The sequence below is a fragment of the Puniceibacterium antarcticum genome (genome assembly GCF_002760615.1).
Classification (GTDB): Bacteria; Pseudomonadota; Alphaproteobacteria; order Rhodobacterales; family Rhodobacteraceae; genus Puniceibacterium; species Puniceibacterium antarcticum.
Genome location: NZ_AWWI01000006.1, coordinates 1 through 11663 on the forward strand (window position 1 = coordinate 1; position 11663 = coordinate 11663).

At 65.1% G+C, this 11663-nt stretch carries 16 protein-coding genes and 1 pseudogene; 10 read left to right on the top strand and 7 right to left on the bottom strand.

Annotated features, from left to right (window positions below):
- Positions 1–1090 (bottom strand): glycerate kinase type-2 family protein (locus tag P775_RS00155; protein ID WP_099909071.1); only part of this gene is annotated, 1090 nt, incomplete at its 3' end.
- 85 nt (positions 1091–1175) lie between these two features.
- Positions 1176–2210 (bottom strand): zinc ABC transporter substrate-binding protein, encoded by a 1035-nt coding sequence (locus P775_RS00160; RefSeq protein WP_099909072.1) that lies wholly within the window; start codon positions 2208–2210, stop codon positions 1176–1178.
- A 100-nt stretch (positions 2211–2310) separates the two neighbouring features.
- Here P775_RS00160 and P775_RS00165 point away from each other — a divergent pair, with 100 nt between their 5' ends.
- From P775_RS00165 to P775_RS00175, 3 genes are read left to right on the top strand one after another with little or no spacing between them, the layout of a single operon-like run.
- Positions 2311–2805, top strand: a complete 495-nt coding sequence (locus tag P775_RS00165; RefSeq protein ID WP_099909073.1) for a transcriptional repressor — start codon at positions 2311–2313, stop codon at positions 2803–2805.
- On the top strand, positions 2802–3590 hold the full coding sequence (locus P775_RS00170; RefSeq protein WP_099909074.1) for a metal ABC transporter ATP-binding protein: 789 nt from the start codon (positions 2802–2804) through the stop codon (positions 3588–3590). Before P775_RS00165 ends, P775_RS00170 begins: the two co-directional genes overlap by 4 nt.
- Entirely contained in the window at positions 3590–4378 is a 789-nt protein-coding gene (locus tag P775_RS00175; protein ID WP_099909086.1) for a metal ABC transporter permease, read from the top strand. Before P775_RS00170 ends, P775_RS00175 begins: the two co-directional genes overlap by 1 nt.
- A 52-nt stretch (positions 4379–4430) precedes the next feature.
- On the opposite strand, the gene P775_RS00180 is transcribed toward P775_RS00175, so the two are convergent.
- From P775_RS00180 to P775_RS00200, 5 genes are all read right to left on the bottom strand, one after another.
- Positions 4431–4874 carry an ion channel gene (locus tag P775_RS00180; RefSeq protein WP_099909075.1) on the bottom strand — a complete coding sequence of 148 codons (444 nt, stop codon included), beginning with the start codon at positions 4872–4874 and terminating at the stop codon, positions 4431–4433.
- Positions 4875–4893: 19 nt separating this feature from the next.
- A complete protein-coding gene (locus P775_RS00185) occupies positions 4894–5790 on the bottom strand; it encodes a helix-turn-helix transcriptional regulator (protein ID WP_099909076.1) in 897 nt (298 codons plus the stop codon).
- A 174-nt stretch (positions 5791–5964) separates the two neighbouring features.
- Complete coding sequence (locus tag P775_RS00190; RefSeq protein WP_099909077.1) at positions 5965–6783, bottom strand: ABC transporter substrate-binding protein; 819 nt, start codon at positions 6781–6783, stop codon at positions 5965–5967.
- Between the two features lie 34 nt (positions 6784–6817).
- Entirely contained in the window at positions 6818–7582 is a 765-nt protein-coding gene (locus P775_RS00195; protein ID WP_099909078.1) for an ATP-binding cassette domain-containing protein, read from the bottom strand.
- Positions 7575–8282, bottom strand: a complete 708-nt coding sequence (locus P775_RS00200) for an ABC transporter permease (RefSeq protein WP_099909079.1) — start codon at positions 8280–8282, stop codon at positions 7575–7577. The genes P775_RS00195 and P775_RS00200 overlap by 8 nt, the downstream gene beginning before the upstream one ends.
- Before the next feature lie 244 nt (positions 8283–8526).
- On the opposite strand from P775_RS00200, the gene tsaA reads away from it, so the two are divergent.
- From tsaA to P775_RS00235, 7 genes and pseudogenes are all read left to right on the top strand, one after another.
- Positions 8527–9015 (top strand): tRNA (N6-threonylcarbamoyladenosine(37)-N6)-methyltransferase TrmO, encoded by a 489-nt coding sequence (gene tsaA, locus P775_RS00205; protein WP_099909080.1) that lies wholly within the window; start codon positions 8527–8529, stop codon positions 9013–9015.
- 179 nt (positions 9016–9194) lie between these two features.
- The gene (locus P775_RS00210) at positions 9195–10013 is read left to right on the top strand and encodes an urease accessory protein UreD (RefSeq protein ID WP_099909081.1); all 819 of its coding nucleotides are present in this window, start codon (positions 9195–9197) and stop codon (positions 10011–10013) included.
- A gap of 20 nt (positions 10014–10033) precedes the next feature.
- Entirely contained in the window at positions 10034–10336 is a 303-nt protein-coding gene (locus tag P775_RS00215; protein ID WP_099909082.1) for an urease subunit gamma, read from the top strand.
- A gap of 37 nt (positions 10337–10373) precedes the next feature.
- The gene (locus P775_RS00220) at positions 10374–10559 is read left to right on the top strand and encodes a hypothetical protein (RefSeq protein WP_099909083.1); all 186 of its coding nucleotides are present in this window, start codon (positions 10374–10376) and stop codon (positions 10557–10559) included.
- Entirely contained in the window at positions 10556–10861 is a 306-nt protein-coding gene (locus P775_RS00225) for an urease subunit beta (protein WP_099909084.1), read from the top strand. The genes P775_RS00220 and P775_RS00225 overlap by 4 nt, the downstream gene beginning before the upstream one ends.
- Entirely contained in the window at positions 10858–11277 is a 420-nt protein-coding gene (locus P775_RS00230) for a lysozyme inhibitor LprI family protein (protein ID WP_099909085.1), read from the top strand. The genes P775_RS00225 and P775_RS00230 overlap by 4 nt, the downstream gene beginning before the upstream one ends.
- Positions 11278–11358: 81 nt before the next feature.
- Positions 11359–11663, top strand: a pseudogene (locus P775_RS00235) (hypothetical protein); the annotation flags it as partial.

Genomic DNA, 11663 nt, shown 5'->3' on the forward strand with positions numbered 1-11663 from the left:
CCCCCCCGCCGCCAGCCGCATCGGTCGGCCCGTCGCGCCCGTCGGTGCCGCCCGACAGGAACAGCCAGTCCTGCCCCAGATCGGGCGCCGCCAGCGCCACGCGCAGGGCCAGCTCCTGATTGCGCCCGCCGCGCCCGTCGCCGCGCAGGATCACTGTGGTCTCTCCGCCAAACAGCAGGGCGGTGGGCGCCTTGACCGGGGCCATCAGCGCCAGAACCTCCTGCGCTGCGGCGTCTACATCCCCGACCAGAGGCCGATCCGAAACCCGCACATCCCAGCCTTCGGCCCGCGCCACATCCGCCATGGCGGCAACCGACTGACCGTTTGAGCCGACCATGATGTTCGTCGCCTCCGGCACCGGTTCAGGCGCGCGCGCCGCCGCCAAGGCCTCTTGTGCCGCCACAGGCAGCTTGTCCCACAACCCATGTGCCTCAAGCATTTCACGCGCCTCAGCCGCTGTGCCGATGGGGCCGACCGTGGGACCCGAGGCGATGGCCCGCAGATCATCGCCGATCACATCCGACAGGATGAACGCCGTCACCGGGGCAGGGGCCGCGCGGCGCAGGAACCCGCCGCCCTTCAGCTGCGACAACTGCTGACGCACGAGGTTCATCAACACGATATCAAGGCCGCCGGACAGCAGCACCTGATTGACCGCCGCCTTGTCCGCCAGCGTCATCCCTGCAACGGGGGCGGGCAGCAGGGACGACCCGCCGCCGGAAATCAGCGCAATCACCTGATCCTCTGGCCCGCAACCGTCCAGCAGCTCCATCACCGCCTGCCCCGCCGCAGCCCCCGCCGCATCGGGCACCGGATGACCGGCGTTCAGCACCCGCGCACCGGGCACAGGCATGGTGTTTTCGTGATGGGTGACGGCCAGCGCCTCGTGCGGGCCGCTCACATGGCGCAGGGCCTCGGCCAGCATGGCAGGCGCGGCCTTGCCCACGGCAATCAGCACAGTGCGCCCCGTGGCCTGCGGCAGTGGCGTCAGGGCCAGTTGCCGCCGCACCGCCAGCGCGGGATCAGCGGCGGTGACGGCAGCGTCAAAAAGGCGGCGCGCATCGGGGCGCAGGTCTGTGGTCTGGGTCATGGTTTGCTTTCCTGAGTGTGCGCAGAAAGCCGTGTCACATCCGGGCTGTCAAGCTGACAGCCCGGTTTAGATCATTGGTCGCGGCTCAGGATGCCGGAGTCAGGCAGTTCGCGATCTTATCCGCCGTATCGCTGATCAATGCCGGATAAAATCCCGCCCCCTCGGGCAGGGCGGACCCCAGCGGATCAACCTCGGTCACCTTGAGTGTGTCACCATCCCCCAGCGCGTTCAGATAGCCCTCTGGTCCACCCGGTTCGGCCAGCACACATGTCACATCACCTTGTGCCAGAAGGTCGCGCAGCTCGGCCAGACGGGCAGGCCCCGGTGCACTGGCATCGCTCAGGGAAATGGCGCCCATCGGGTGCAGATCAAAGGCCTGCTCGTAATACTGATAGGCATCATGCAGCGACAGATAGGCCATGTCATGCACCTCAGACAGGCGCGCTTTGGACTGCGCGACGGCCTCGGCAATGGCGGCCTTGGCCTCATCCGCATTGGCGCGGTAGGTCCCGGCATTCTCCGCGTCCAGCGCCGACAACTCGGTCGCGATCGCATCCAGCCAAAGCGTGGCATTGTCGGGGTCCATCCATGTGTGCGGATCATGCGCGGCATGAGAGTGGTCGTGGTGCTGGGCCTCATCGTGGTCGTGATCAGCCTCATGCTCGTGCTCTGTGCCGTCTGCATGGTCGTGATCGTGATCTTCCCCCTCAGCATGGTCGTGGTCATCCTCCTCGCTCTCGGCGTGATCCCCATGCTCATCCCCGCCGCCAAACACCGCCTCAGAGCGGTTTTCCAGCAGATGGGTGCCCGGCAATTCCGCCAGTGTGAGGATCTGAGCCCCCTCGGCCAGCGACGACAGCGGCTTCACCAGATTGGGCAGCAGGTCCGGCCCGATCCAGACCACCAGATTTGCCTCTTGCAGGGCGCGCGCCTCGGACGGACGCAGCGCAAAATCATGCGGGGAACTGCCGCGCGGCACCACCAGCGCCGGCTCGCCCAGATCGCCCATCACGGCAGCGACAAGGCCTTGCACCGGCGTTATGTCGGTGGCGACCTTTGGCACGTCGGCCAGAACCGGGGCGGCAGAGGCCAGCAATAGAGGCAGGAGGATATGTTTCATGGCGCGTCCTTTTGCAGTACGATGAGTCTCACGCTTGTTAAATGTGATAATATAACATATCAAGCCCCTATGTGAGCGACACCAGACCGGAGAGAGAGCCATGGACGCCGTCGGATTTGAAACCCATGACCACGCGAGCTGTATCTCGTCCGGGCTTGAAACGGTGGTGCAGGACTGCGCCGACAAGGGGCTGCAGCTGACCCCGGTGCGCCGCCGGGTGATCGAACTCCTGCTCCAGCAACACCGCGCCATGGGCGCCTACGAGGTGCTTGACCTCCTGCGGGCCGAGGGGCTGGGTTCTCAGCCGCCCGTCGCCTACCGTGCGCTGGAATTCCTTGTGAAACATGGCTTTGTGCACAAGATCGAGCGTCTGAATGCCTTTATCGCCTGCGCCCATCCCGGCGAACGCCACGCGCCCGCCTTTCTGATCTGCCGCAGCTGTGACGCCGTGGCCGAGGCACATTTGGCCAATGCCGCCGCCACGGTGCGCGACGCCGCGCAGGATCTGGGCTTTGCTGTCGAACGCATGGTGATCGAGGCTGAGGGCCTGTGCCCCGCCTGCCGTCCCGAAACCCAGTCCGGAGCCACCGCATGACCCTGCTCGAAGCGCGCGGCCTCTCGGTCCGCTATGGCAAGACCGAGGTGCTGCAGGGTGTCGATCTGGCGATCACCGCCGGGGAAATCGTGACCATCGTCGGCCCGAACGGGTCGGGCAAATCCACGCTTCTGCGCGCGATGATCGGTGCGCTGCCACTGTCAGCGGGGCAGGCGATACGCAAGCCCGGGCTGCGTCTGGGCTATGTGCCGCAAAAGCTGGCCGTGGATCCGACCCTGCCGATGACCGTGGGGCGGTTTCTGGACCTGCCCAAACCCGTCAGCGCCGAACGGCGCGAGGCGGCGCTGATCGAATCCGGCGCCGGGACGCTGGAAAACCGCCAGCTTGCGGACCTGTCCGGTGGGCAGTTTCAGCGCGTGCTGCTGGCCCGCGCCCTGCTGAATGATCCCGAAATCCTGCTGCTGGACGAACCGACCCAGGGGCTCGACCAGCCCGGATCGGCGGCGTTTTACCGGCAGATCGAACATATCCGCGGTCGCCTTGGCTGTGCTGTGCTGATGGTCAGCCACGAATTGCACGTGGTCATGGCCGCCTCTGACCGGGTGGTCTGCCTCAACGGCCATGTCTGTTGTTCCGGCTCGCCCGAGGTGGTGGCACAGGCCGCCGAATACCGCGCGCTGTTCGGGTCGGGCACGCAGGGGGCACTGGCGCTCTACCGGCATGAACACACCCACAGCCACGACGGCCATGATCACCACAATCACGACCACCACCACGATCATCACCACGGGGCGCAGGCACCCGAAGCGGAGCATAACCATTGATACTGGACGATTTTCTGATCCGCGCCGCGCTCGCAGGCATCGGTGTGGCGCTGGCTGCTGCCCCCCTTGGCTGTTTCGTGGTCTGGCGGCGCATGGCGTTTTTCGGCGATGCCACGGCCCATGCGGCAATCCTTGGCGTGGTGCTGTCGCTGGCGCTGTCCCTGCCGATCATCGCCGGGGCGCTGGTGGCAGCACTCGCCATGGCAGTGACCGTGTCCACCTTGTCGGGGCGCGGCTACAGCATGGACACGCTGCTGGGGGTGCTGGCGCATTCGGCGCTGGCCTTCGGCCTTGTGTCGGTCACCTTCGTGCCAGGCGTGCGCATCGACCTCACGGCCTATCTCTTTGGGGACATCCTCGCCGTGTCCAAGGGCGATCTGGGCGTGATCTGGGGCGGGGCGGCTGTGGTCATTGGCCTGATCGGCTGGCGCTGGCAACGGCTGCTGTTGTCGACCCTGTCCGAGGATCTGGCCTATTCCGCAGGTTTTGACCCCCGGCGCGAACAGCTGGTGCTGACCATCGCGCTGGCCATCGTCGTTGCCGTCGCGATCAAGGTTGTCGGTGCGCTGCTGATCGGCGCCATGCTGATCATCCCCGCCGCCGCCGCACGCGCGCTGTCCACCACACCCGAGCGCATGGCCGTCCTCGCCGCGTTGATCGGTGGCCTCTCGGCGCTGGGCGGGCTGCAGGGCGCGTTCATCCTCGACACACCCGCCGGGCCGTCCATGGTCTGCGTCGCGGCGATGTTCTTTGCCCTGACCACGCTGTTCAAGGCGTTCCGGACCTGATTGGCGGACACGGCGGCCCGCCTTAGAATGACCCCCCCGCCCGCGTGGCCGCTCATCCGCTCTTGCGGCGGTGATCGCGCTGGTGGCTGCGCGTCTGGCGGAGTGTTTCGACCAGCATCGCCGTCAGCAGGCCAAAGATCAGCAATCCGTTGGCCGCCGCCAGCCCGCCCAGCAGCCGCCATTCCACCGGCAGCAACAGATCGCCGAACCCCAGCGTGGTAAAGGCGACAAGCGCGAAATAGATCGACGATTCAAAAGTCACAAAGACCTGCAACAGCCACAGCGCGACACCCCAGACCCAGACCGACACGGTCATCATCAGCAGTGTCCAGAACATCGCCAGCGCCAGAACCACGCTCAGCTTCAGCCCATGGGGCGGGCGCATGACCCAATTGTGGATGCGGTTCAGCATGACCTCCAGCCCCCACCAAGCCAGCGCCGCTGCCAGAACCGTCACGGCAATGATCGCACTGCCTAGGATCAGTTGCAAAAGCATGGGCATCCTTTGGACAGGGTCAGGCGTTCCAGCGCACTGTGCCGATATCGCGGATGTCATAGCCACCCAGGCTTGCGGCATGACGGACAAAGGCCTCGCTCTGGAAAAACGCGACAAGCTGCTGCATGGGTGCGTCGAACCAGGCCTTGCGGTCCACCAGCAGATCAAAGCGTTCTTCGATCACCGGCACAAAATCCAGCCCATAGGGGCGGGCCAGTGCCTCTAGCCCAAAGGCGGCATCGGCGTCGCCGCTTTGCACCGCCATCACCGCATCCGCCTCGCTGCGGGCGGTGTCGGTATAGCGCAGCGCATCGGGGGCCAGCCCGGCTGCGGCGCGCAGATGTTCGAACACTCCGTGTGTGCCGGATTCCGGCTGGCGCGGGGCGATGCGACAGCCCGTCAGATCCGCGATGCCGCTGATCCGCGCGCCGCCGCCGGGCGGCAGGATCAGCCCGCGCCGACGGCTGGCAAAGGCCAGCAGCACCACGTTCTGCGCCGCGAACCTTGGGCGGACGGCGGGCAGGTTCCAGACCTGCGCCCCAGTGTCAAAGATATGCAGCCCGCTGGCGATGCCTTCGCCCGCGTCAAACCGGTCCAGCCCGTCCAGCGATCCGTCGAAATAGATCGCGATGCCACAGCGCGACTGCCGCAGTGCCCAGTCCAGCAGCGGATCGTGAGAGCCAAGAAAGACATGCGGGCGCGGCGCGGTGTCCATCCCGGCGGGGGCGGAACTGCCGCGCGCGATCCAGGCGCGGATTTCGCTTTCCGGAAACAGCAGCTTGCCGGTGACCTTGGAACAGGGCACGGCGCCGGTGGCGGCCAGATCATAGACCTTGCGTTCCTTGATGCGCAGCAAATCTGCCAGCTCGCGCACGGTCAGGAATTCGGGTCTGCTCTGGTCGGATGTGCTGCTCATGATCGGGCGCGACTATGCGACGGATGGGCCCGGGCGACAAGGGTTGGCATGTCCGCCCGCCGTGAGCGCAGGCTGTAGCGCAGCCATACGCAAACCATACGCACTCCATATGGTTTCCAGACTGTGTTTTGCGGTGTCTGGCGGCGTGGTTTCACCCCGCCAGACACCGTTGGATCATTTCGGGGCGTTGGGGAAAAACAGCTGTTTGTCGTTCAGTTTGTACTCTGCAATCACCTGCTGGCCATGCTCGGACAGCAGCCAGTCGATGAACGTCTGACCTGCCTCAGCCTTGACCGAAGGGCATTTTTCCGGGTTCACGAGGATCACGCCGTATTGGTTGAACAGCTCGGGGTCACCTTCGACCGCGATGTCGAAATCGCCTTTGTTTTCAAAGCTGATCCAGGTGGCGCGGTCGGTCAGTGCATAGGCGTTCATCCCCAGCGCGGTGTTCAGCGTGGCGCCCATGCCCGACCCGGTTTCACGATACCAGCCGCCCGACGCAGCGGCTGCATCCACGCCTGCCGCTTTCCAAAGCGCCGTTTCCTTCTTGTGTGTGCCCGAATCATCGCCGCGCGACGCAAACAGCGCTTCGGCCCCGGCGATCTTTTGCATGGCCGCTTTGGCATCGCTCATGCCATCCACGCCCGCCGGGTCTGTTTCAGGACCTACAATGATGAAATCATTGTACATAAGGTCTGACCGCGCGACGCCAAAACCATCTGCGACAAACTTTTCCTCGGACGCCTTGGCATGGACCAGCAGCACGTCGCCATCGCAGTTTTCGGCATTCTTGATCGCCTGCCCGGTGCCCACGGCCACCACATTGACGGTGATGCCGGATTCGTCGGTGAACTTGGGCAGCAGATAATCATAAAGCCCCGAATTCGCGGTCGAGGTGGTGGATTGCACCAGAATAGACGTGTCCTGAGCGAAAGCAGACCCGGCACCCAGCGCCAGAACGGCCACGGTTGAAATCAGCGTGTGGAATGTCATCGTAATCTCCTCATTGGATGGGTGGAAAGCGGGGTCAAAGCGTCAGGCGACCCTCAAGATAGGCCCGGGCGGCAGGGGCCTCGGGCGCCGCGAAAAACGCATCTGCGGCGCGGTGTTCGACCAGCCTGCCCTGCGACAGGAACACGACGTCATCGGCCAGCCTGCGGGCCTGTCCGACATCATGGGTGACACAGACGATCTTGGTGCCGCGCTTGCGTTCTTCGCGCAGGATATCTTCGATCATCAGGGCCGAAGCGGGATCAAGGCTGGCCGTCGGTTCGTCCAGAAACAGCAGATGCGGCCCCGTCGCCAGCGCACGCGCCAGCGCCAAACGCTGCTGTTCCCCGCCCGACAACAGCCGTGCTGGCTGTGCTGCGCGATCCATCAGGCCGACGCGACGCAGCAGGGCATCCCGGCGGCTCATGTCACTGGGACGCAAGACAAAATCGACATTGGCCGTAACAGAGCGGCGCAGCAGAACCGGTTTCTGAAACACCATCGCCTGGGCCTTGCGCGCGGTGGCGTCCAGCGGCGCATCGCCCCAGAAAATCCCGCCTGCTGCTGGCAGGATCAGCCCGTGCAGCAGGCGCAGCAGCAGGCTCTTGCCCGCGCCATTAGGTCCCATGACCATGGTGATCCCGCTGTGCGGCAGCCGCAAATTCAGCCCCTCGATCAGCGTCCGGCCCCCGGCGGCATAGCGCACTCCGCGCGCCGACAGGCACGGCCCCGAAGCCGCCCGTCCGGGAAAGGGCAGCACCTGTCGGCAGGTATCGGTCCGGGGAAGGGGGGCTTCACGCATAGGCTTGCCGCACGGCGGACATGCGCACCGATTGCACCAGCCCATTCACCCCAAGCGCGATCACCATCAGCACGATCCCGAGGGCGAGCGCGAGGGCCAGATCACCCTTGGAGGTCTCCAGCGCAATGGCGGTGGTCATCACCCGCGTCAGATGGTCGATATTGCCGCCAACGATGATCACCGCACCCACCTCGGCCACGGCGCGGCCAAACCCGGCCAGCGCCACGGTCAGCAGGGTGAACCGCCCATCCCAGAGCAACGCACGGATGCTTTGCAGTCGGGTAAGGCTGAGCGAGCGAAACTGTTCGGCGTATTCGTCGTTCAGATCCTCAAGCACCTGCCGCGAAAGTGCGGCGACGATCGGGGTGATCAGAATGCACTGGGCGATGATCATCGCGGTGGGCGTATAGAGCAGCCCCAGAAACCCAAGCGGACCGGAACGGGACAGATGCAGATAGACGAGCAGGCCAACGACCACCGGCGGCAGCCCCATCAGTGCATTGACCAGCACCAGCGCGACCGCGCGCCCGCGAAACCGCGCAACCGCCAGCAGCGCGCCAAGCGGCAGTCCGAATAGGCAGGCAAGGGCGGTTGCCGTCAGGCTCACCCGCAGCGACAGCGCAACGATCCGGTACAGATCGCCGTCGCCGGACAGAACCAGCGCAAAGGCCAAGGATATCGCCTCTCCGATGTTTTGCAAAATTTCCGGCCCTTGCAGAATTTCCTGATTTACAGAGAGTATTGCGGCACTGGGGGTGTCGGCGCAAGGGCCGTGCCGGTTTTTTGGGCGGATCGTGATCTCTGGTCGCAGGGAAAGTGATGGTGTCCTTCGGGTTTTCCCCGGCCGGGCATACCTGCGGGCTGATCACGCCGAAGGTGATGGGCGCCTGCTTTCCAATGGTTTGGATTCGTGTAGATTTGGCGCAAATCAATCAGGGACCCCGATGGAACAGGACAGCACTGACATCCGCCCCGGAGAGCGGCTGGCGCATCTTGCCCCGGCTGAAGACGCCTGTTTGCGCTTTATCGGGCGCATCGCGACCCCTTTTCTGACGCGCGAGGACTGTCCCCGGCAGGGAGACCTGGACGGGCCGGTGTGTCGGCTTGAGGTGGATCCGCCCTGGTCCGATGCGCTCGATGGGATCGAGGCGTTCGAGACGATCGAGGTGCTGTACTGGCTGCACGAATCGCGTCGCGACCTGATCACGCAAAGCCCGCGTGGCGATGGTCAGACCCGTGGCACGTTTTCCCTGCGTTCGCCCGTGCGGCCCAATCCTATCGGCACCTCCTGTGTGCGGCTGGTGCGGCGCGAAGGTGCGGTGCTTGTGGTGCGCGGGCTGGATTGTCTGGACGGCACGCCGCTTTTGGATATCAAGCCGGACCGCTGCGCCTATACCCCGCAGGTGGCGGAAAAGGCAGCGGATCATGGGTGATTCCATTGTGATGGAATTTTGTGCGAACAGGTGTTTTTCGCCTGCGTTTCGGGCATGTGATACCCCCGCACGGGGCAGCGCCGGGCCGTCCTGCCGTCGCCATCTTGTCCCCGTCCTCTGATGTGAAATTACCTGAAGAACCCAGGTTCGGAGAGGCCGTCATTCCCTACGATCAGAGCATGACCAAGGCCCAAGCCCCCGCAGCACAACGCGCGCGCGGCAGCACGCACCTGACCGCGCGGTGTCGCGACGGGCGTACGGTGCTGGACGATCTGCATCAATCCGGCGCCTCACGGCTGCTGTTTCCCCGTGCCTCTGGTCTGCCAATGCCGGCGGTCTGGCTCAACACCTCGGGCGGTGTGACGGGGGGCGATCAGTTCACCGCCCATTTCGCGGCTGCGGCGGGTGCGCATCTGAGCCTGACAAGTCAGGCCGCCGAACGCATCTACCGCGCCCTTCCGGGGGATCCGGGGCGGGTTTCAACCACGCTGAGCATCGCCTCCGGTGCGCGTATCGACTGGCTGCCGCAGGAAACGATCCTGTTCGACCGCTCGGCGCTGGACCGGTCGCTGCGCATCGAGATGGCCGGGGATGCCACGCTGCTGGCGGTCGAGACGCTGATTTTCGGCCGCGCCGCCATGGGCGAGGTGGTGCGTGATCTGTCCCTGCACGACTGCATCGACCTGCGCATCGACGGGCGTCTGGCCTTTGCCGACCGTCTGCGGCTGACGGGGGACGCCGATGCAACGCTTGCCCGACGCTTCGTCGCGGCGGGGGGCGGTGCGATTGCCTCGGTGATCTTTGCCGCACCCGATGCGCGTCGGCACCTTGACACTCTGCGCGCGCTGTTGCCCGATGGCGCGGGGGTTTCCGCCCTCAGCGACGATCTGCTGTTTTTGCGCCTGACGGCCCCGGACGGGTTCGACCTGCGCCACGCAATTCTGCCAATCCTGCGCCATCTTTCGGATGGCGACCTGCCCCGCCCCTGGATGCTCTAACCCATCGGAAACCGACGAACATGCAACTGACGCCCCGAGAAAAAGATAAACTACTGGTCGCCATGGCCGCCGAAGTGGCCCGCAAGCGGCTGGCCCGCGGGGTCAAGCTGAACTATCCCGAAGCCATCGCGCTGATCACCGATGCCGTCGTCGAAGGCGCACGGGACGGCAGGTCGGTGGCCCAGATGATGCAGGCCGGTGCCCATGTGATCACCCGCGAGCAGTGCATGGATGGCATCGCCGAGATGATCCACGAAGTGCAGGTCGAAGCCACCTTTCCCGACGGGACAAAGCTGGTCACCGTACACAATCCGATCCGCTGACAGCCTGCCGAAACGCGTAACCCAAAGGACCCCAGACATGACACGCATCGCCACACCCGCCCTGGTTTTCACCGCTTTCGCGTCGCCCGCGCTGGCGCATACCGGCGACCATCTGCATATGCACCCGCATGATGGCGCGGGCTGGCTGACCATCGTGGCGGCACTGGGGGTGATCGCGCTGGCCGGGCGGCTGGTTCTGGCCCGGGTCAGGGGCCGCAAATGATCCCCGGAGAGCTTTTTGCGGCCGAAGGCAGGCTGACCCTGAACGAAGGCGCCCCTGCGATCACGCTGATGGTTGCCAATACCGGCGACCGCCCGGTGCAGATCGGCAGCCATTACCATTTTGGCGAGGCGAACGAAGCGCTTGAGTTTGACCGCGACGTGGCGCGGGGCATGCGGCTCGATATCGCCGCCGGCACAGCGGTGCGGTTCGAACCCGGCCAGCGCCGCGAGGTGCAGCTGATCCCGGTGGGCGGTGCGCGGCGCATCTTTGGCTTCAATCAAGCCGTGATGGGGGATCTATGACGGTAGATTTGCGCCTTCTTGGGATGGCCTTTGCCGGTGTGCTGTCCCTGTCGGGTTGGGTCAGCGCGGGCTTTGCGCAGCAGCTTGACTGCAGCAATCCGGTGGCGCAGGTCGAAATGACCGGCTGCGCCTCTCTTGATTACGACAAGGCGGATGCGGCTCTGAACGCCGTCTGGAAACAGGCGATGGCCAAGGCGCAGGAGATGGACAAGTCCATCGGTGCCGGTGATGTGCCCGCCGCGACCATCCTGCGGGATGCGCAGCGTGCCTGGATCCCCTATCGTGACAAGGCCTGCGAGGCCGAGAGCCTGAAGGCACGCGGCGGCACCCTGCAGCAGCAATTGTTCTATGAATGCCTGACCCGGATGACCGGTATACGAACCGATGATCTGGCCAGTTTCGCCACGGAATACTAGATCCGGACACTGAACCCGGGGCCACAGCCCCGAAACCCGCGGCTCAAAGCCCGCTCACTGAGATAAAAGAAGGAGAGTTCGATGCCCCTCTTGATGCAACCCTTTCAGATCACGCTTGCCTGCATCAAGGTGTCGGGCAAGCTCTGGACCTCTCAGGTCAAGGTCGGTCAGACCCTGTTGCAGGCGGGACTGCGCCAGCGGAGCCTGATGATGGAACTGAGCCACAAGGCGGCCGAGGCAACTGCCGAGATCGAGGTTGTGCAGGCCCCCAAGCCGCCCACCCCGAAAGCCAAGGCGCCAGCGGCAAAGCCCGCCGCACCCCGCGCCGTGACCCGCCCGGCGCCGACACGGGCCAAGGCCAAGGCGATCCCTCCGGCCCCCAAGGC

What these genes read in the sequence shown, in the direction of transcription:
- P775_RS00160 (WP_099909072.1), bottom strand. Translation starts at nt 2,210, where the DNA reads ATGAAACATATCCTCCTGCCTCTATTGCTGGCCTCTGCCGCCCCGGTT.
- P775_RS00165 (WP_099909073.1), top strand. Translation starts at nt 2,311, where the DNA reads ATGGACGCCGTCGGATTTGAAACCCATGACCACGCGAGCTGTATCTCG.
- P775_RS00170 (WP_099909074.1), top strand. Translation starts at nt 2,802, where the DNA reads ATGACCCTGCTCGAAGCGCGCGGCCTCTCGGTCCGCTATGGCAAGACC.
- P775_RS00180 (WP_099909075.1), bottom strand. Translation starts at nt 4,874, where the DNA reads ATGCTTTTGCAACTGATCCTAGGCAGTGCGATCATTGCCGTGACGGTT.
- P775_RS00185 (WP_099909076.1), bottom strand. Translation starts at nt 5,790, where the DNA reads ATGAGCAGCACATCCGACCAGAGCAGACCCGAATTCCTGACCGTGCGC.
- P775_RS00190 (WP_099909077.1), bottom strand. Translation starts at nt 6,783, where the DNA reads ATGACATTCCACACGCTGATTTCAACCGTGGCCGTTCTGGCGCTGGGT.
- P775_RS00195 (WP_099909078.1), bottom strand. Translation starts at nt 7,582, where the DNA reads ATGCGTGAAGCCCCCCTTCCCCGGACCGATACCTGCCGACAGGTGCTG.
- tsaA (WP_099909080.1), top strand. Translation starts at nt 8,527, where the DNA reads ATGGAACAGGACAGCACTGACATCCGCCCCGGAGAGCGGCTGGCGCAT.
- P775_RS00210 (WP_099909081.1), top strand. Translation starts at nt 9,195, where the DNA reads ATGACCAAGGCCCAAGCCCCCGCAGCACAACGCGCGCGCGGCAGCACG.
- P775_RS00215 (WP_099909082.1), top strand. Translation starts at nt 10,034, where the DNA reads ATGCAACTGACGCCCCGAGAAAAAGATAAACTACTGGTCGCCATGGCC.
- P775_RS00220 (WP_099909083.1), top strand. Translation starts at nt 10,374, where the DNA reads ATGACACGCATCGCCACACCCGCCCTGGTTTTCACCGCTTTCGCGTCG.
- P775_RS00225 (WP_099909084.1), top strand. Translation starts at nt 10,556, where the DNA reads ATGATCCCCGGAGAGCTTTTTGCGGCCGAAGGCAGGCTGACCCTGAAC.
- P775_RS00230 (WP_099909085.1), top strand. Translation starts at nt 10,858, where the DNA reads ATGACGGTAGATTTGCGCCTTCTTGGGATGGCCTTTGCCGGTGTGCTG.